Origin of the sequence: Streptomyces inhibens (genome assembly GCF_003389455.1) — a bacterium.
Taxonomy (GTDB): domain Bacteria; phylum Actinomycetota; class Actinomycetes; order Streptomycetales; family Streptomycetaceae; genus Streptomyces; species Streptomyces inhibens.
Genome location: NZ_QUAC01000062.1, coordinates 1 through 19157, shown reverse-complemented (window position 1 = coordinate 19157; position 19157 = coordinate 1). Strand labels below are relative to the sequence as shown.

The 19157-nt window shown below is 66.9% G+C and carries 11 protein-coding genes and 6 pseudogenes; 11 read left to right on the top strand and 6 right to left on the bottom strand.

The genetic code is table 11. The features are described 5' to 3' along the window. Window positions 1-103 precede the first annotated feature (103 nt). Entirely contained in the window at window positions 104-685 is a 582-nt protein-coding gene (locus DY245_RS08875) for a hypothetical protein (RefSeq protein ID WP_181923590.1), read from the bottom strand. A gap of 9 nt (window positions 686-694) precedes the next feature. Beyond that, window positions 695-787 (bottom strand): annotated as a pseudogene (locus DY245_RS48200) (IS5/IS1182 family transposase); the annotation flags it as partial. Window positions 788-1008: 221 nt separating this feature from the next. Between DY245_RS48200 and DY245_RS08870 the strand changes: the two are divergent. The 5 genes and pseudogenes from DY245_RS08870 to DY245_RS08845 all read left to right on the top strand — a co-directional run. Next, window positions 1009-1299: pseudogene (locus tag DY245_RS08870) on the top strand (transposase); the annotation flags it as partial. A gap of 135 nt (window positions 1300-1434) precedes the next feature. Then, window positions 1435-1821, top strand: a complete 387-nt coding sequence (locus tag DY245_RS08865) for an effector-associated constant component EACC1 (protein WP_128505323.1) — start codon at window positions 1435-1437, stop codon at window positions 1819-1821. Continuing rightward, window positions 1818-6398, top strand: coding sequence for a caspase, EACC1-associated type (locus tag DY245_RS08860; protein WP_128505321.1), 4581 nt, complete (start codon window positions 1818-1820; stop codon window positions 6396-6398). The genes DY245_RS08865 and DY245_RS08860 overlap by 4 nt, the downstream gene beginning before the upstream one ends. 441 nt (window positions 6399-6839) lie before the next feature. Then, a complete protein-coding gene (locus tag DY245_RS08850) occupies window positions 6840-7040 on the top strand; it encodes a hypothetical protein (protein ID WP_128505318.1) in 201 nt (66 codons plus the stop codon). A 1164-nt stretch (window positions 7041-8204) separates the two neighbouring features. After that, window positions 8205-8504 (top strand): annotated as a pseudogene (locus DY245_RS08845) (hypothetical protein); the annotation flags it as partial. A 189-nt stretch (window positions 8505-8693) separates the two neighbouring features. Here the strand turns inward: DY245_RS08845 and DY245_RS08840 are convergent. Further along, entirely contained in the window at window positions 8694-9323 is a 630-nt protein-coding gene (locus DY245_RS08840) for a hypothetical protein (RefSeq protein ID WP_128505316.1), read from the bottom strand. 568 nt (window positions 9324-9891) lie between these two features. On the opposite strand from DY245_RS08840, the pseudogene DY245_RS08835 reads away from it, so the two are divergent. Further along, window positions 9892-10431 (top strand): annotated as a pseudogene (locus DY245_RS08835) (transposase); the annotation flags it as partial. Window positions 10432-10525: 94 nt separating this feature from the next. After that, on the top strand, window positions 10526-11623 hold the full coding sequence (locus DY245_RS08830; protein WP_425329361.1) for an IS630 family transposase: 1098 nt from the start codon (window positions 10526-10528) through the stop codon (window positions 11621-11623). On the opposite strand, the gene DY245_RS08825 is transcribed toward DY245_RS08830, so the two are convergent. Next, entirely contained in the window at window positions 11620-12156 is a 537-nt protein-coding gene (locus DY245_RS08825; RefSeq protein ID WP_128505312.1) for a YcxB family protein, read from the bottom strand. The genes DY245_RS08830 and DY245_RS08825 overlap by 4 nt on opposite strands. A 215-nt stretch (window positions 12157-12371) precedes the next feature. On the opposite strand from DY245_RS08825, the pseudogene DY245_RS08820 reads away from it, so the two are divergent. Next, window positions 12372-13648 (top strand): annotated as a pseudogene (locus DY245_RS08820) (IS701 family transposase). 153 nt (window positions 13649-13801) lie between these two features. After that, window positions 13802-14901 (top strand): IS630 family transposase gene (locus DY245_RS48195; RefSeq protein WP_425329360.1). Its coding sequence is split into 2 segments (ribosomal slippage): window positions 13802-14249 and window positions 14249-14901, totalling 1101 coding nucleotides; the frame shifts between segments, so codons are not numbered across the junction. A 61-nt stretch (window positions 14902-14962) separates the two neighbouring features. On the opposite strand, the gene DY245_RS08805 is transcribed toward DY245_RS48195, so the two are convergent. Together DY245_RS08805 and DY245_RS08800 are read right to left on the bottom strand one after the other, a co-directional pair. Further along, window positions 14963-15505 carry a putative immunity protein gene (locus DY245_RS08805; protein ID WP_128505305.1) on the bottom strand — a complete coding sequence of 181 codons (543 nt, stop codon included), beginning with the start codon at window positions 15503-15505 and terminating at the stop codon, window positions 14963-14965. A 448-nt stretch (window positions 15506-15953) separates the two neighbouring features. After that, a pseudogene (locus DY245_RS08800) lies at window positions 15954-16793 on the bottom strand (IS630 family transposase); the annotation flags it as partial. A gap of 786 nt (window positions 16794-17579) precedes the next feature. Here DY245_RS08800 and DY245_RS08795 point away from each other — a divergent pair. Continuing rightward, a complete protein-coding gene (locus tag DY245_RS08795) occupies window positions 17580-18719 on the top strand; it encodes an inorganic phosphate transporter (RefSeq protein WP_128505303.1) in 1140 nt (379 codons plus the stop codon). Between the two features lie 62 nt (window positions 18720-18781). Continuing rightward, the gene (locus DY245_RS08790; protein WP_128505301.1) at window positions 18782-19021 is read left to right on the top strand and encodes a hypothetical protein; all 240 of its coding nucleotides are present in this window, start codon (window positions 18782-18784) and stop codon (window positions 19019-19021) included. Window positions 19022-19157 lie beyond the last annotated feature (136 nt).

The window sequence follows — 19157 nt, the reverse complement described above, 5'->3', positions numbered from 1 at the left end:
CCATGATCCACCACTCAAGATCTTTTGAAGACACAACCTAGGTGCGTGGGGTGCTTGAGCAGAGGCCTCGCCCCCGGTTTCGTACCGCGGGGCACCGTCGTGGTCAGCATTGGCGCAAAGGAGGTTCGAACGTGATGCCCAGGTGTTGGAGGAGACCTTCACGCTGCTCGGTTGTGGCCAGGACCATGATGTCGTCGTCGAGTTCTGAGCCTTCCTGCTCGACGCAGCGGAACTCCCGGGGGTCATCATGGGGGCTGAGCGCTTCGATGGCTTGCTGCGCTGCTCCCATGTCAAGGTAGTCGTTCGACTCCTGCTCGATGCCGAAGGAGAGCGGCTTGCCGTTGCATTCGAAGTGCATCGTCCCCAGGCCGCAGTCTTCGTCGTCTGGGTTGTCCTTCTCGAAGCGGTAGTTGGAGATGGAAACTTTGCCGCCGGTGAGGGCTGCGGCCTCGTTCAGGAGCCATTCGTAGTGCTCGTCGGCGAAGTCGACGTCTTCGGAGTGGATGGAAACAGCCACGTCAAAGGATTCGAGGGCATCGCCACGTACGCGACCGAGCCGATCAAGCGACGCTACGAAGTCGCCGGCCTCGTCCAGGACGCTTTGGGCCTTCTCTTTGGTGATCATTCCGAGGTCGGTGAGGACTTCGGCTATCCGCACATAGGTAATCGGTTGGGTGTTCGCCATATGGGCATCCTGCCAGCCGGCCGCGGGGGTGTGGAGCGTGGCCCAGGGCCCGTACCGTTCGGGCACATCCCGCCAGGCGGAACCGGTACGGAACTTCCACACGACCGTTGAGGGTTATCGTCCAGCCGCTTCCGCCCACACAGCGACACGGGCAGCAACGGCCGGACGAACTCCCACTCGGCGTCGGACAGTTCATGGCGACGTATCACTCGATCATGATCCACCACACGAGAGCATTTGAAGACACTGCCTAGCTAGTAGTGCTTGGTCAGGTCAGCTCCGGTGGAGCGTGTCTTTCGGGTTCGGGGTGGCGTTGAGGGGGTGTGACTCCGGACGAGATTGCTGCGGTGCGCCGTGAGTTGGAGAAGTTCGCGGTGGAGGTGTTCGAGCCGTTCGCAAGGAATGGCCAGCGCCGGTGGGGGCAGGTCTACCTGCGCGGGCTGCTGACCGACGGCAAGCGCAAGTCTGTCGAGCCGATGGCCGCCCGGCTCGGTGAGGGCGGGAACCGGCAGGCCCTGGCTCACTTCATCACCTCCAGCCCGTGGGATCCGGCGCATGTGCGGGCCTGGCTGGCGTGGATGATGCAGCCGGCCATCAGCCCGTCCGCGTTGATGTCATACGGCCCAGCGTATGAGTACCCGCGCCCCTTTACTCAGGACAGCCTTTACCGGCTCCCGGGCAGTCGTAAGTGCGCCGGCGATGTGGTCAAGTAGCTCTCAGTGCAAGGGAATTGCTGTCACCGTGACCGGGTGGACGTACGGGTGGAAGTTGCGGGCGAGCATCCCGCGGACGAGGTGCGGTCGTTGCGGGAGTGGCCCGTGGCGGAGGAATCACTGCGGGGACGGGTACGGCTGGTAGCAGGGGCTCCGGAGGAGGGCGCACTCGGCACCGGTATGGATGTCCTGGCGGTCGCCCTCGGGAACGGCGGAGCCTTGACGGTGTTCGCGACGGTCGCGGTGACGTGGCTGAAGCGGCGGACGGGTCGGATGGAAGTGAAGATCACCAGGGCCGACGGTTCGGCGGTGGAGATTAGTGCGGACATAGTGCGGCCTCAGACGGCTCAGGAGTTGCGGGAGACGGTCGAGCACTTGGCGCGGGATCTTGCTCCCTCCCACGAAGGGACGGAAAGCGGATGACGCCGTCGGGTTTATCGAATCGGCCGCCCGCGCTGAGTTCCAAGGGCTCCCGCGCTCTGGTGGTGGGCTCGGGGCGTCACGTGCCGGGCTCGCTGCTGCCCGACGTGCCAGCCGTTGAGGAGACGGTGCGCGAGCTGGGTCGAACCCTGGTGGAGCAGTGCGGTCTGCGGCCGGAGCACCTGCGCTCCCTCACCGACCCTGATGACCCGCGCGCCCTGGGTACTGCTCTGAGGGATGCCGCCACGGAGGCGTCCGACGTGCGGCTCCTGTACTACGTGGGCCACGGCCTGGTCAGCCCGGGCAACGAGCTGTATCTGGCGACGCGGGCGACCGACGATCCAGTGACCGGCCTGATGCTTAACGCTCTGCCGTACCAGGCCGTGCGGGACATCCTCGGCGAGTGTCGTGCTCGCTCGGTCGTAGTGGTGCTCGACTGCTGCTTCGCCGGGCGCGCTCGGGGCGCGTTCGGCACTGCGGCCGCCCATGCCTTTGAGCTTGCCTCGCTTGGCGGCACGTACGTGCTGACCTCGGCGTCCGCCGACGAGCAGGCCCTGGCTCCGGTCGGGGCGCAGTACACAGCCTTCACTGGCGAGCTGCTGTCTTTCCTACGCGAGGGAGCCCCCGCCGGGCTGCCCGATCTGACGGTTGAGGACGCGTACCGGCATCTGCGTCGTGCGTTGCCCGGTCAGGGGCTTCCTGAGCCCCACCGGCATCTCAGTGACCGCGCAGGCGAGCTGGTGCTGGCGAACAACCCGGCGGCCGGCCCGGCGCAAGCGCCGGACAGGGCACCGCAGCCGGAGCAGGAAGGGCCCGAGTCGCCGTGCCCGTACCTAGGTCTTCGCTCGTTCACCGCCGACGACGCCGCCTACTACTTCGGCCGGGATGAGCTGGTCGGTGAAGTGCTGCAGAAGATGTCGGAGTGGTGCGACGAAGGCGGCCCGGTCGCTGTCGTCGGGCCGTCGGGCGCGGGCAAATCCTCGCTGCTGCACGCCGGGCTCGTGCCGGCGATCCGGCGCGGAGAGCTGCGGGTTGGTGGATCGGAAACGTGGCCGCACCTGTCACTGACCCCTGGGGACCATCCGCTGGACACGCTGGCCGGGCGGCTCGCCCATGATGTGGGGATGCCCAAGGACGCGCTCGCCGCGCGGCTGCGCGAGCACCCAGGACAGCTGTCCACGCTGGTCAGGAAGGCACTGGCCCGGCAGGACGGTGACGACGGCCGGCTGCTGGTCCTGGTGGACCAGTTTGAGGAACTGTTCACCGAGTGCGCCGACGAGACCGAGCGCCACGCTTTCGTCGATGCACTGTGCTCGCTTGGCGGACCGGACGGGGCTCGGCCCGCGGCAGCCATGGTCGTGATCGCGGTCCGCGCCGATTTCTACAGCCGCTGCTTGGCCTTCCCGGAACTGGCCCCGACATTCCGGGAGTACCAGGTGCCGGTGTTGCCGATGACACCTGACGAACTGCGGGACGCTATCGAACGGCCTGCCACCGTGGCCGGCTACCGGCTGGAGGAGGGCCTGAGCGGACTGGTCCTGCGCGACCTGCGAATCGGCGGGGACCAGCGGCAGCCCACCGAGTTCGGTTTTCTCCCCCTGCTCTCGTACGCACTGGAGCAGACCTGGGTGCACCGCGAAGGCCGCGATCTGCTCATCCGGCGGTACGAGTCGAGCGGAGGGGTGTGGAATGCCGTTACCCGGCAGGCCGATCTCGTCTACCAAGGGCTCGACCCGGGCGCTCGAAAGGCTGCCCGGTTGCTGCTCCTGCGCATGGTGCACGTCGGCAGGGACCTGGAGGACACCCGACGACGGGTCGACCTGGCCGAGCTGGCTGCAGCACGCCCGGAGGCCGAGGCGGCGCACCTCGCGGCAGCCTCGGATGCGCTGGCCGACGCGCGGCTGATCAGTCTCGACGGCCGCACCGCCCAGATCGCCCACGAGGCGCTGCTGCGCTCGTGGCCGCGGCTGCGGGGGTGGATCGACGAGGATCGGCGCGGACTGCTGATTCACCGTCAGCTCGTTGACGCGGCACGCGAATGGCACAGCACCCACGACCGCACGATCCTGTACGGCGGCCCGCGCCTGGCCGAAGCTCGCAAGTGGTCCGCCGACGCCGGCCGACGTGCGACACTCACCTCCACCGAACAGCGCTTCCTGGAGCGGAGCCTGCGCAGCCACCGACTGCGCAGAGCATCAAAGCTGGCGGTCGTCGGCGCCACGGTGGCCGCGCTGCTCAGCGGCCTGATCGCCGTGCAGCAGAGCCGGGTGGCAGCCGACCGGGCCGACGCCATCGCCTCTCGGCAACTCGCGCTGCTCGCCGACTCATTGCGCAAAGGCGACCCGGCGACGGCCCTTGAGCTGAGCCTGGCCGCCTATGACATCTCTCCCACCTCCGAGGCCGGCACCAGTGTGCTGCACTCGTACGTGACGACGGCTTCGGTCGCCCTGACCGGGCCCACCAACCGGGTGTTCAACGTGGCCTACAGCGGCGACGGCCACGTCCTTGCCGCCTCCGCAAAGGACAGCACGGTACGGCTGTGGGACATCTCCAAGGTCAACCGTCCGGTCGCTCGCGGGGTCATCCACGCCGATGGGCTCGCGGCCATCGCCTACCAGCCCCACAAACACACGCTCGCTGTGCAGACCGAGCGCTCGCTGACCCTGTGGGACGTAGCCGACCCGTCCAAGCCCGTCTCCCTAGCCCACCGAACAAGCTCGGCGATCATTCCGCCCCAGATCGCCTTCAGCCCGGACGGCTCGCTGCTCGCCGTGACAGGCGCGCACGGAGTCGTTCACCTTTGGGACACGACCTCGGTCGACAACCCGACACAACTCCCGCCCGTGACGGCCGGCACGGCGGACGTGCATGCCGTCGCCTTCGCGCCCAAGGGAAGGGCGCTCGCCGTCGGCACCGCCGCGACCGGGCCCGGCCGGGGCACCAGCAGGGTCACGCTGTGGGACCTCGACGGTCGTGGCCGGGCGGGCAAGGCTCCGGTGGTCACGTTGCGGGCCGATTCGGTCCAGAGCCTGGCCTTCAACCCGCAGGGCACTCTGCTCGCTGCCGGCGGGGTGCTGGGGGCCATGAAGGTGTGGGACACCACCAAAATCCACCGACCAGTGGCCGCGAGCGTGGAAGCGTTCTCGGTGAAGGGCCAGGGCGACATCTTGTCGATCTCGTTCAAGCCGGACGGCAAGACATTCCTTGCCGCTGACGCGACCGGGACGATCGAGCAGTGGGAAACCAAGGCCGACGCCGGCTCCCCGGATGCACGGAAGGTCGGCGTCTTCACCAGCTACCCCACCACACTGCCTGTCTACGCGGTCGCCTACAGCCCGGACGGCTCCACATTCGCCAGCGGCGGTGACAAAGGCTCGGCGCAGCTGTGGACCTCGGCAACCCCGCCCGCGCTACCAGGGAACGTCGCCGCCGACGGTTCGGATATACCTGGCACAGCATTCAGCGCCGACGGGCGGCTGCTTGCCGTCTCAGCGTCCACGGATCCGCCGAACCGTACCCAGATCTGGGACGTGAGAGACCCTCATCACCCTGCGGTCGCCTATGCGTTAACGCAGGAGTGGACCTGCGCCAACTTCATTGGTGACGGAAGGACGCTGATCACACAGAACAAGGACCGGACCAAGGTCGCCCTGTGGGATATGCACGATCCCCGGCACCCCAGAAGGAAGTCGCAGTTGGCGGCGGTCGGCAACGCAACGGTCTCCAACAACGGACGGACGCTGGCGATAGGCACGGAAGACCGCCCGGCTGTCGCCGTCTTCGACATCACCGACCCGGGTCGGCCCCGGCCTGGCCGCACGATCCCGGTGCAGGTCAAAGGCCGGTCCTCGGCGCTCTTCACGCATTTGCTGAACGACAAGATGCTGCTGGTCTGGGACGACACGGGTGCGCACCTGTGGAACGTCGCCGCACCGCAGCACCTGTTCCACTTCCGTGAGCCCGGGAACATCGGCGGCCTCGCGTACAACGGCAGAACACGCCTGCTCGCTATGTGGGACTTCGAGGGTGCTCTGTTCATGTGGAATCTGGCAGATCCCCGGCATCCCAAGGGTGTGCCGGCGGGTGGAATCTCGGCAAAAGTGCAGCATGCGGGTTTCATCGGCAAAGATACGCTCGCCGTGGCCACCGCCAACGACTCCAGCATCACCTTGTGGAACATCGGCGACACCGCCGCACATCCACAGCGGATCGGGGTGGTTACCGGAGAGGGCGAGCGGAATTCCTTCTCGCTCAGTCCCGACCTGCGCACCCTGGCCGAGCAGCCGGGCTTTGGTGGGCAGGCCCACCTGTGGGACGTCGGGAACCCCGCGCATCCCTCGGACGAAGGCCCGCTGCCGGACCCCTATGCGGACCCGGCCGAGTTCAGCCCCGACGGCCGGACGCTGGCCATGACAACAGACATACTGCCAGGCGGCGGAGACGGCATCCGGCTCACCGACTACAAGGCCGAGGACGCCTACCGCTACCTCTGTTCCCTCGGCCCGCACCCGATCAGCAAGGCGCGCTGGAATCAAGCGGTAGGCCGAATCCACCCCTACCATCAGCCGTGCGGAGGATGACGGAAGCGCGGAAGAGCCGAGAATTGGTCGAACTGGGGCTTGCCGAGACATCACACGGTGCCCGGAGGGGCCCTGCGTTGGCGCCCTGCGCGATGAGTCCGTGGATGAACTCCGCGAGAGCGGCGAAGACGTGGGAAAACCAGGCTTCCGCCTGGGGTAGTTGTGTCGAGCGCCTCGGGCAGCGATGTGAAGCCGATGCCGCCGATTAGCGAACAGTATGGGCTCTCGCCTGCTCCTGCCAGCGAGCCAGGTCTTGCTGGTTAGCTAGGGCGTTTGGGTGGTTCGGGCCCAGCACCCGTGTCCAGTCGGCCAGCAACTCTTCGAAGGCGGCAGCGGCACCGGCCGCGTCCCCAACTTCCCCAGCATCAGAGCGAGGTATCCCCGAGTAGTCATGGTGGCGTCGTGGTCCGGACCTAAACGATCGTAAGCAGTCTTGAATAGGTGCTGGAAGTGGTGAGTGGCGGCGTCGACCTGACCAGCCTCGCCGAGGCTCCGGCCAACAATGAAGAGCACCTGATGGGCACCGTTAGCCCGGCAGAGCACGTCCATTGCGTTGTGGGCCAGGGCTTGAGCATTAGCGCGCAAAGCTTCGTGGTCACGTCCGGGCGTCGTGATCGTTGCGTATGCGGCTGGGGGTACTAAGGACCTGGCCGACATTCGCAGGGAGGGCTGTGGAAGGCAACGACGACGTGCTTGTCAAAGGGTGCCCCGCTCGCGGTGGACAGTGGTTGGGGCCAACGCAGCGTAGTGCCGACCCAGTCGGAGAGGTAGATGAAACGGGCATTGGTTGCCAGCGGCATCCTCTCGGCCCAACACCTGTCAGTCTGACGGCTGTTTGCAACTTCGGGGAGAGCTGTACTGTGGTGCGACAACTGGCATCGGGTCTTGACCCCGCACGCTGCGGAGGTCTGGACCACGGCGTGCCGCATGACCCCCGGGAGTCGGTCTGTTCCCCGGCGTAGCGCCGCCGATGCTGACTTCGTACTGACTTGCTGACCCCTAAATACCCCCTGACCTGCAACGATGCCTTGCCGTATCTCTTCGGCTTCCATTGACACCGGGTTGGCGGCAACGTTGCGGGTGTAGAGGGTTGGCCAGCATCTATGCAGCTCAGGGGTGGTGCAGAGTGGATTGGTGCATGTGCATGTGTCGCCACCTGTCACCACCTCTGGCAGGACGCATGCTGACCCAATGCCGACTTGGATGACGTGTCGTCAGATGGATCTGATGTTGTGTCACTTCATTTACGTCGCATGCACTGAATCGGGGAGTGGACGGGCCGTCTCGCACCGGTCCCGCGGACGACCTCGCCGACGTTGCCTTACGAGAACGATCGAGTTGCGTTGCTCAATTGGCGGTTCAGTCGCCGGGGGGTTCCAGGCGGCCAAGTTTCCAAAGCCGTACGAGCTGCAACCGGAAACGGGCCTTACTCAGAGTTCCTGGGCCCACCGATCGCAGGAATGACCAGTTCAGGCCCACGAAGAGGGATAAGGCAGGAAACTTGTCAGCGGATGTCGCTGTACCCGCCTCTGGGAGCGGAGGTAGGCGTCTGGGGCTACTCAGTCTGGGACGGTAGCCCGACGCCGTCGAAACCCCGGGCAAGGGCAAGCCGGAACAGGACCGCGGCCCCCGTGGGGAATGCCTGGCGTTGGCGCGTGGAATTTCGCGGCGTTCCACAGCTGGCATACGCCAGCTCACGCATCCCATGAAGTGCCGGTGCGTACCTATGAAGTAAGCCAGTCGTCGCCCGGACGCGTGTCCGCCGGCTAGAGCGGGCAAGCATCCGAGGAACACAACGGACAACAGGGCGACGAAAGCGACCCGGTTTGGGTCGAACGGCGACGCACCCGCCTCAGGCTGCGGGCCCGGCTGAAGGCGGCCTTGCTCGGACGGTCCCGCGGCGGGCTGACCACCAAGATCCCTGGCCGCCGACCGATGGCGCTTGTCCTGACCGCCGGGCAGGCCGCCGACAGTCCCCAGTTCATCCCGGTCCTGAAGAAAGTGCGCATCTGCCTGCCCGTCGGCCGTCCCCGCACTCGGCCCGCCGCCGTGGCTGGCGACAGGGCCTCCTCCCGCGCCAACCGCGCACCCGCGGCCCATCGTGGCAGGAACATGCAAAGCGAGCTCCACGACGACGAGGGACATGCGGATATCGCGGGGGATTCCGCGGCGGCTGGCACGGCGATGCGCGGCAGTGTCCCCATCGATGGGAGAAAACAGGTCTGGGTCGCTGTCATTCGAGCTGTACGCCGAAGAGGCCGGGGGCAGGCGCGCCGACCCCCGGCGGCCGCGCCGCTAGGCCGACGGGCCCATGATCGGCTCTAGCTCCCCCGGCACCTCGATCGTGAGCGTGCCGTCTCTGTTGTCGAAGGCGGTCAGCGAGGTCAGGGTTCCGTCACGCCACCAGTACAGGTACGGGGAGATGGGGCCGTTCCCTTCGTCGGCGTCGTTTTCGTACGATTCGAGGCCGAAGGATGCCAGGGCTTTGACGGCCGTGCCCGCATGGTGGTCCATGATCGGGTGGAAGGCGAAGTGGTGCCGGCCGGGGACGGCGACCAGCACGCCTTCGGGCGGCGGCGGGTGTCCGTGCGTGGTCCGCATAACCTCGTCGAGCACCAGCACCTGGCTCCCCACGTAATGGGAGTCGCCGGCGACGAGGTGGAGGACCGTGCCGTCATCGAGCTCGGCCGTGTCGTACTCGAACGGATCCTTCAGGAGGTTGGCCCGTCCGGCCGCCCGCAGCTTTTCCAGCCCGCCGTACTGCGCCACGTCACAGTCCCTGAGCATGCTGACGGCGTCGCCCAGGTCGAGGGAGAGGGCCTCGACGAGACCCTCCGCCACGGGCCGCACGTACTCGTAGGCGTCGACGATCTCCGGCGGCAGCATGTCATCGGCTATCAGCCGGAGATAGACACGTTCTGACATGTTGTCAGGATTGCGGTCGGGATGGCTGTTGGGGTTATGGAAGAAATTCACAGCAGGAGCGTAGGGCGCCCCACTGACAGTCCCTCACCGCGAAGCCGACATCGGCCGCTGCACCCGGATCGACTACAGCAGCCCTATGGCGATCCACCAGTCGGGCTCCACCCGCGCCCAGTTCAGCCCCGGCACCCGTGTGCGGGCCGTAGGACCTGCCAGGCCAGCTGAGCAGCGCGTTGCCGCCAGCAGGTGCCTCTGCACGACGTGGCCGTCGACAGCGGAACCACATGGCACAGGTTGTTAAATAGCGTCCTGTGGGGTCCAACTGGTCCACGCATGGCGCGTAAGCGCAGGTCAGACGCTTGGGTCCAGGAGCGTCGCCCCTGTTGGTGATACGTGTGTGATACGGCGTGAGAGGTGAGGAGCCCCCGTCGGCTGGTGCCGGCGGGGGCCCCTGCGGTGGGGGGCGGGCCCGGTGGGTGGTGGTTGACGCGGCCTTGCTGCGACTCCAGACAGGTCCTGTGGCGAGTTGTGGCACCTGGGTGCAGCCGTAGACGGCAGACGGCGAAGAGGTGCTGGAGCCGACCGCGTCATCGACCACCTCGGGCCCACGCTGGCACTGCAACAGCGCAAGCGGTTCCGCAAGGACACCGTGCTGATCGTGGACGGCACCCTGGTCCCCACGCGTGATCACAGCGTTGCCGAGCAGTCGAAGAATTACCGGTACTCGACCAACCACCAGGTCGTGATCGATGCCGACACCCGGCTCGTCGTCGCCGTCGGCCGGCCGCTGCCCGGCAACCGCAACGACTGCAAGGCGTGGGAACTGTCCGGCACCAAGGACGCCATCGGCAAAACCACGGTGATCGCGGACGGCGGCTACCGGGGCACCGGCCTGGTCATCCCGCACCGCCGCGAACGCGGCCAGACCGAACTCCCGGTTTGGAAGGAGGAGCACAACACCTCCCACCGCAAGGTCCGTCCTCGCGTCGAGCACACTTTCGCCCGCATGAAGACCTGGAAGATCCTGCGCGACTGCCGCCTCAAGGGTGACGGCGTCCATCACGCCATGCTCGGCATCGCCCGCCTGCACAACCTCACCCTCGCGGGGTAACGGGCAAACAGCCAGGTCATCGAGCACGTGAAAGATCAATTACGGGACAGCCCTTAGGGTGCCCTAGTGACCTGAGTCAGAGGTTTGTCGTTGGTTGGACGTGAGTCGTCCTGGACCGAAGATCCCAGCTTTGTCGGTGACTGGTGCCCAGCGGGCTGTGCTTGAGGGCTGGGTGCGTCGCCGGTCGACGGCGCAGGCTCTTGCTCTGCGGTCCCGGATCGTCCTGGAGTGCGTTCAAGGTCATTCGATCGCGGAGGTGTCGCGCCGTCTGGGGATCGCTCCGGATACCGTCCGCACCTGGCGGCGGCGGTTCCTTGACCGCGGCCTGGAGGGCATGCACGACGAACCGCGTCCAGGTGTTCCGAGGAAGATCACCGACGCGGATGTCGAGCGGGTGATCGTCAAGACCCTGGAGGAGACTCCCAAGAACGCCACCCACTGGTCAACGCGGTCGATGGCCGCGGCCACCGGGATGTCCCAGTCGGCCATCTCGCGGATCTGGCGGGCGTTCGCCCTGGCCCCGCACCGCTCGCAGACGTTCAAGCTGTCGACGGATCCGCTGTTCATCGACAAGGTCCGGGACGTCGTCGGCCTCTATCTCGATCCGCCGGAGAAGGCCCTGGTCCTCTGCGTGGATGAGAAGTCGCAGATCCAGGCCCTGGACCGGTCCCAGCCGGTCCTGCCGACGATGCCCGGTGTCCCCGAACGCCGCAGCCACGACTACATCCGGGCTGGCACCACGACCCTGTTCGCCGCCCTTGAGGTCGCCACCGGCAAGGTCATCGGATCGCTCCACCGCCGCCATCGAGCAGCCGAGTTCAAGAAGTTCCTGACCAAGGTGGACAAGGAGGTCCCGGCCGACCTCCAGGTACACCTGATCCTCGACAACTACGCGACACACAAGACACCGGATGTGAAGAAGTGGCTGCTGGCGCACCCGCGGTTCCACCTGCACTTCACGCCCACGAGTGCGTCGTGGCTGAACCTGGTGGAGCGGTGGTTCGCCGAGCTCACCCAGAAGAAACTCAAGCGAGGCGTCTACCGCTCCGTCCAGGCCCTCGAACGCGACATCCGGACGTGGCTCGCCGACTGGAACAACCAACCCCGGCCCTTCGTCTGGACCAAGACCGCCGACGAGATCCTCGACAAGGTCGCCGCCTACTGCCACCGAATCTCCGTCTCAGGTCACTAGCGGCCTTGTGTCCGGCGGCTCTTGGAACGGCGGACCCGGGTCTCCAGCAGAACGCCCATCAACTCGGTCTCGCCGGACCCGGTGAGCAGCCGCTTGGGCACGATCAGCAGGCTGGTCTTCCAGCCGAGGCGGCCGGTCACGACGTAGACCCGCTCCGTCTCGTAGGAGCGGTACAGGGTGCGCCACGGCACCCGCATGAGCTCCTCGGAGCCGCGGGAGACGACGAAGCCGGCGTCGTCGACGACGGCCTGCTTCTCCCCCGTGGCCTGGTCGGCGCGGAACATGCGGCCGGCGAGCAGCGGGGGCAGGAACAGGCCGAGCACACCATAGACCAGAGCGAGCGTCAGCAGGCCGGCGTTGACCGGGCCGCCGTGAGCGGAGGGCCTCAGGCTCAGCGCCGCCATCAGGACCGCAGCCACGACGATGAGCCACCGCAGGCGCCGGAACCACCCGGTCGCTGCGACGGCCTCGTCGAACTCCTCCCGCGTCAGGATTCCGCTGAAGGCGATGGTTGTCTGTCGTATGTCGTCCACGGGCGCGGAGCCTACAGGTCCGCGCCCGGCCCGCCAGGGCCTGATCGGCAAGACAGGTCCTAGTGACGTGAGTCAGAGTTTCGGTGGCAGCAGGCGGCGACCTTGTCGAGGATCTCGTCGGCCCACACCCAACCAACGGGAAATCTCTGACTCAGGTCACTAGTAGGGCTCCGTTAGGTCTTCCCGATCAAGTTCGGGTGTCGCATGTTGGTCGGATGGACGTGCGGCAGGTTGAGGGTTTGCGGGCGGAGTTATCGGCGTTTGTGGCGGATGTGTTCGCATCGGTGCCGCGGAAGGATCAGCCGGCGAAGGGGGACTGCTATCTGCGGGGGTTGATGCTGGACGGGCGGCGCAAGTCGATCCAGCCGATGGCTGAGCGGCTGCCGGACGGCAACGAGCAGAACCTGCAACAGTTCGTGAACCAGTCCACCTGGGATCCGGTGCCGGTGCGGCGGCGGATCGCGGAGCGGATGGTGCCACTGGTCGGGCCGGATGCCTGGGCGGTCGATGACGTTTCGTTCCCCAAGGACGGCCGGATGTCGGTGGCGGTCGCGCACCAGTACTGCGGTGCACTGGGCAAGCTGGCCAACTGCCAGGTCGCGGTGAGTGTGCACGCGATCTCCGACACCGCGTCATGCCCGCTGTACTGGCGCCTGTTTGTGCCCGAGGAGTGGGCCGCAGACGCCGACCGGCGGCACAAGACGGGGATACCCGGGGACATCGGGCACCAGGAGAAGTGGCGCCTGGCCCTGAACATCCTCGATGAGCTGGCCGGATGGGGCCTGGTGCCGCCGGTGGTGGTGGCCGACGCCGGCTACGGCCAGAACGCCGACTTCCGGGATGGCCTGGACAGCCGCGGCATCGGATACATCGTCGCCATCCGCTCGGACGTGACCGTCCACCCGCACGACGCGGTGCCCACCGCACCGCCGTGGTCCGGCGACGGCCGCAAGCCCAAGCCCCGCTACCGCGACAGCCGTCCCCGGTGGCCGCACTCGCCACCAGCCATGGACGGCAGTCCTTCACCGACGTCACCTGGCGTGAAGGCTCACGCGGTCCGATGCGTTCACGCTTCCTGGCCCTGCGGGTGCGGCCGGCCGGAGTGCGGGTCCGTCGTCTGACCCAGTCCGCCGCCGTTGCCAGGCACGGCTATTGGGACGGTGTCCTGCCCGAGGTCACCTTGCTGGTCGAGTGGCCCGCAGGAGCCAACGCGCCGACCGACTACTGGCTGTCCAACCTGCCCGAGGACACACCCATCGCCGACCTGGTCCGCCTGGCGAAGATCCGCTGGCGAATCGAGCACGACTACCGAGAACTCAAGCACGGCCTCGGCCTGGACCACTTCGAGGGCCGCTCCTGGAACGGCTGGCACCACCACGTCACCCTGGTCACTGCCGCCCACGCCTTCCTCACCGAACACCGCCTCTCCCCAAAAGCCCGCAGACCGGCCTCACGCTCTACCAGGTTCTCGACACCCTCCAGAGCCTGCTGAACTGCTGGACCGGTATCTGCACCACCTGCCACCGCCCCCTGCCCAGACGATCGGGCAGACGCCGCCCGCCAAGACCCACACCGACCTACTGAGCTTCAACTCGTGATGTCGTAGGGGCTGACGGTCCTTGGTCCTCTGCGGTATGACCTCGGGGTGCGGTATCCACAAGGCGGCGGTCTGACCGCCGAACGGCAGCAGTTTCGCGAGCAGTTGCGGCTTCAGGCGGCTGAACGGTTCGAGCGCGGTGATGCGAGCGCGTTGATCGCGAAGGACTTACGGGTGAGTGTCCGGTCGGTGCAGCGGTGGCGGCGGACCTGGTCCGAGGGCGGTCCGCGGGCGCTGCGGTCGCAGGGTCCTGCGTCGCTGCCCTGGCTGAGCGAGGAGCAGTTCGCGCAGCTGGAGCGGGAGCTTGCCCAGGGTCCGGCTGCGCACGGCTGGGAGGACCAGCGCTGGACGTTGTCCCGGGTCAAGACGGTGATCGGGCGGCGCTTCCAGCTGACCTACACGGTCCAGGGTGTTCGGAAGCTGCTGGTGCGCCATGGCTGGTCCTGCCAGGTGCCGGCCCGCCGCGCGGTGGAACGGGACGACGAGGCGGTCGCGGGGTGGGTCAAGGAGGTGTGGCCCTGCGCGGAAGGCTCGCGGCGGCCCGTGGAGCCTGGCTCGTCTTCGAAGACGAAGCCGGCTTCTCCATGACGCCGCCGCAAGTCAAGACCTGGTCCCGGCGCGGGAACACGCCCGTCGTACGCGTTCGTGGCCGCTCCCGCCGACGGGTCTCGATCGCCGCCTTGACCTGCTACAAACCCGGACAGCGCTCGCGGCTGATCTACCGACCCCGCCGTGACGACGGCCGACGCAACGGGCGCAAGAGTTTCACCTGGCGTGACTACCGTGACCTGCTGATAGCCGCGCACCAGCAACTCGGCGGCCCAATCGTGCTGATCTGGGACAACTTGAACGTCCACAAGGCCGCCGGCCTGCGGGAGTTCGCCGCAGCCAGAGACTGGCTGACCATCTACTACCTGCCGCTCTACGCCCCTGCCCTCAACCCGGTCGAAGGCATCTGGTCCCTGCTGCGGCGCGGCTGGCTGTCGAACGTCGTCTTCAGCACTCCCGAGCATCTCATCCGATGCATCGGACGTGGCTTACGCCGCATCCAATACCGCGCCGACCTCATAGACGGATGCCTCGCCGAGACCGGACTCACCCTCCAAGAGGCCCTGGCGGGACCCCGCAGACCGGTCCACGTGGTGTGAGAGTCGTTCAGCAATGCGGTTCGTAGAGTAGGCCAGCTGTCGGGTGTGCAGGAGGGGTCCCTCAGCGGGACGCGCGCAGGGAAGCGTCCAAGGTGGTCATCAGTTGCGCAACGCGGTTCTTGCTAGCTGGCGCGAGGGGATACCGATTAAGAACATCGATCAAGACCGGTGTGGCGCGCTGCCGAGCCTGCTCGATCATCTTGTTCCCGACTTCGGTATCGTCGCCTGCGTTGATTTCAGCTATGCGCGCTGCACTTGCAGCGGCGCGCAGGATGTGGCCCACCTGGTGAGCTTTCGCGATCGGGTGGAGGTACGCGGCAGCTGCGGCATCGCCGGCCGCGCGCGCAGCCAGACGTGAGGCTTCGGTGGGAGCATCCTTCGCTGCTCGGTGTGCGTCCAACGAGGTGACACGCTGCAGCTTGGTCCTTCTCGCACCGTTGATGAACTCCCATGCAGCATCAAGGGCTGCGCGAGGACGAGGATCACTGGGGCTGGCGTCCTCGAACACAGGGAGGACTTCCTGTGCGGTCTCTGCTACGTAGCGTGCCACGACTCGCAACTCGTCCATGGTCAGCTCGAAGTCACCGGACACCGTCGTCGTCATGAAATCAAGTATCTCACTGGCGACCCATTTGATCGCCAGTCGCGCCACAGGCCGTTCCAAACCGCGGGCCTCCGACGGAGCTCCCGAACGTCTTGGCTGAAGGAGTCAGCAAACGAGGGCATATGGCCGTCTCGGTTCGGGCCACACGGCTCCCCTTGGCTTGACCATCCGCACGACACCACGAGTTCAACCTCAGTAACGGAGTCCTACTAGTCGACCACAGGCTCAATTACGCCGTCGGCCACAGTACGGCGACACTAAGCACCGACGTGCTGACCCTTGCGTCCCCATCACGATCTCCTGATGGGCCATCAGGAAATTCGGCATCAGGTCAGCATCAGCCCTGCCAGACCTAGTGACCTGAGTCGGAGATTCGTCGGCAGTAAGCAGACCGCCGCGGCGATGACGGCGCCTTGGAAGGGTTATCGCGGGCTCCTGATAGCCGTACAGGGTGTGCCAGCAGCCACTTCTTCACCGCGGGTGTCTTGTGGGTGACGTAGTTGTCCAGGATCAGATGGACATCAAGGTCAGCGGGGACTTCCTTGTCGAGCTTGGCCAGGAACTTCTTGAACTCGACGGCCCGGTGGCGCCGTGGAGGGAGCCGATCACCTTGCCGGTGGCGACTTCCAGGGCGGCGAACAGGGTGGTGGTGCCGGCGCGGACGTAGTCGTGGCTGCGGCGTTCGGGAACGCCGGGGACCATCGGCAGCACTGGCTGGGACCGGTCGAGGGCTTGGATCTGCGACTTCTCGTCCACGCAGAGGACCAGAGCCTTCTCCGGCGGATCGAGATAGAGGCCCACGACATCGCGGACCTTGTCGATGAACAGCGGGTCGGTTGACAGTTTGAACGTCCGCGACCGATGCGGCGCCAGCGCGAATGCCCGCCAGATCCGCGAGACCGCGGACTGCGACATCCCCGTGGCCGCCGCCATCGACCTGGTCGACCAATGCGTCGCGTTCTTCGACTTTCTCCTCCAGCGTCTTGACGATCACACGCTCGACATCCGCGTCGGTGATCTTCCGTGGGACGCCGGGCCGAGGATCGTCTGAGAGGCCGTCCAGACCCCGTTCGAGGAAGCGCCGCCGCCAGGTGCAGACCGTGTCCGGGGTGATCCGCAGCCGACGGGAGACCTCCATGATCGAGTGCCCGTCGGCGCACTCCAGCACGATCCGCGACCGCTGAGCGAGGGCCTGGGCGGTCGTACGACCACGCACCCAGCCCTCCAGTACAGCCCGTTGGGCATCGGTCAGCGACAACGGCGGAATCTTCGGACCTGGACGACTCATACCGAACCAACGACGAATCTCCGACTCAGGACACTAGTTCCACCCTGCCACACGTGCACATGCCGAAAGAGACGCAGAAACCGGATCTGACCTGCATGTTTGCTGCCTTACCTAGGGAGATCGTAGGGTCGCTCCCCGAGGGGCATGCAGGTGTAATCCATGTCCTTATGGAAGAACCAAATTAGGCTTCCCCCAAAGGTCGAAAACGCCCGCGCAGCGGAGGATTACTCAACTCCGATGACACTGCACGCTGTTGACACATGGATCCCCATGGGCAACACGAAGGACCTCTCAGGGTAGGGCAGCACTCTCCCTAAGAGGTCAGCACGAGTCAGCATCGTTCCAAGCCGCTTGCGCCGCTCCCTCCACGGTAGGGTGTCGTTCCCTTCGCATCGCGGCAGCCGTCCGAAACCCTTCGGAGGGCCTTGATCTCGGTCGGTCAGCGGTCGAATTCCGCCCGTGTTGTGAGGCGCCCCGGTCAGCAGCGCAGGTGCAGGCGTCGTTCTTGGCGGGCGGCATCCGCTCGGCAGGATCCTTGTCCCCTGGGTGCGGTGCGAACCCAGGCGGACCACGGCAATGCTTCGCGGCTCCGAGGTCGTCGTATCCACTCAACGCCCGTCGCTGAGTCCGGCACGGCACTGACTGCAGTCGGCCGCCAGCGACCGGCCTGCGCCGTCGCATTGGCGGCGATCCGGAGCGGCACTTAGCGTGGGAGGGGACCGGCGGTTCGCATGTATGGCCCGGTGGGCCCGCGCGGCCGGACCGCCTTCGACGTGGAGGACCGGGATGGCATCTGTCTCCTTCCTGCTCGTGGCCGTGATCCTCACCGCGCTGGCCTTCGACTTCACCAACGGGTTCCACGACACCGCCAACTCGATGGCCACCTCCATCGCCACCGGGGCGCTGAGCCCCCGGGTCGCGGTCGCCGTCGCGGGTCTGCTCAATCTGGCCGGAGCCTTCCTGTCCACAGAGGTGGCCAAGACCATCTCGGGCGGCATAGTCCAAGACAGCGAAGTGTCCCTGGTGATGATCTTCGCCGGGCTGATCGGGGCGATCCTGTGGAATCTGGTCACCTGGCTCCTCGGGCTGCCCTCCAGCTCGTCCCATGCCCTGTTCGGCGGGCTGATCGGCGCGGTGTGGGTGGGGGCCGGGGGTTCCGCGGTGCGCTTCGGCGCGATCATCGAGAAGATCGTGATCCCTGCGGTGGCCTCGCCGGTGGTGGCCTGCGTGATAGCGCTGCTGGCGACCTACCTCGCTTACATGATCACCCGGAGGACCTCGCGCCGCGCCGTCGGGAAGGGCTTTCGCGCGGGTCAGATCGGGTCGGCGTCCTTGGTGGCGCTGGCGCACGGCACCAACGACGCCCAGAAGACGATGGGGGTCATCACCCTGGCGCTTATCTCGAGCGGGGTGCTCAGTCATGGCGCGGGGCCGCCCTGGTGGGTGGTGCTGAGCGCGGGCCTGGCGATCTCCCTGGGCACGTATGCGGGCGGGTGGCGGATCATCCGGACCATGGGCAAGGGACTCACCGACATCCAGGCCCCGCAGGGCTTCGCCGCCGAGACCAGCGCGACCGCGGTGATCCTCGCCTCGTCGCACATGGGCTTCGCGCTGTCGACCACGCAGGTGTGCACGGGCAGCATCCTCGGCGCGGGGCTGGGGCGCAGGCTGGCGCACGTGCGCTGGGGCGTCGCCGGGCGGATCGCGGTGTCCTGGCTGCTGACACTGCCGGCCGCGGCCGCCGTGGGAGGCGTGGCAGCGTGGGTGGCCGGTCGGGGCGATGCGGGGGTGGCCCTGGTGGCGGGTGTCGCCCTGGCCGCCGCGGCGGCTTTCTACGTGCTCTCGCGCCGCCGCCCGGTGAGCCCGGAGAACGTCAATGAGGTGCCGGCAAGCGCTGCCAAGCCCACTGTCAGGTCGACCGCCTGAGCCGGTCCGAGAGGGCGGGCCGTCGCCGAGGAAGAGGCAGAGGCGGAGGAAGGTGAAACGGGATGGACATCGACTGGGGCACTCTGGCCGGGGTCTTCGGAGTGAGCCTCGGGATCACCGTGGTGGTCGTCGTGATGTTCTCGCTCGGCCTGGCAGCATGGGCCCGCGCCGGACACGAAGAACCCGCCCCCGACACGCCCCCGGACCGGCACCAGAAGGTGGCAGCTGTCACGGCCGTGCTGTGCTTCGCCGCCTGCCTCGCGGTCGCGGCCTACGGGATCGACCTGATCGTTCCCGTCTGAACCCGCTCCTGTCACCTCACTCGCCCGGCGCACGAGGTGCCCCGCACACCAGACCCGGGAAAGTGGCGGCGCTAGCAGGTGCCGGAGTCGGACTGAAGAACTGAGTGTGTCGGAGTGCTGCTGGGCACGCGGTGCT

Excerpts from the sequence above, each read along its gene's own strand:
- DY245_RS08875 (WP_181923590.1), bottom strand. The coding sequence starts at position 685 with ATGGCGAACACCCAACCGATTACCTATGTGCGGATAGCCGAAGTCCTC.
- DY245_RS08860 (WP_128505321.1), top strand. The coding sequence starts at position 1,818 with ATGACGCCGTCGGGTTTATCGAATCGGCCGCCCGCGCTGAGTTCCAAG.
- DY245_RS08840 (WP_128505316.1), bottom strand. The coding sequence starts at position 9,323 with ATGTCAGAACGTGTCTATCTCCGGCTGATAGCCGATGACATGCTGCCG.
- DY245_RS08805 (WP_128505305.1), bottom strand. The coding sequence starts at position 15,505 with ATGACGACGACGGTGTCCGGTGACTTCGAGCTGACCATGGACGAGTTG.
- DY245_RS08795 (WP_128505303.1), top strand. The coding sequence starts at position 17,580 with ATGGCATCTGTCTCCTTCCTGCTCGTGGCCGTGATCCTCACCGCGCTG.
- DY245_RS08790 (WP_128505301.1), top strand. The coding sequence starts at position 18,782 with ATGGACATCGACTGGGGCACTCTGGCCGGGGTCTTCGGAGTGAGCCTC.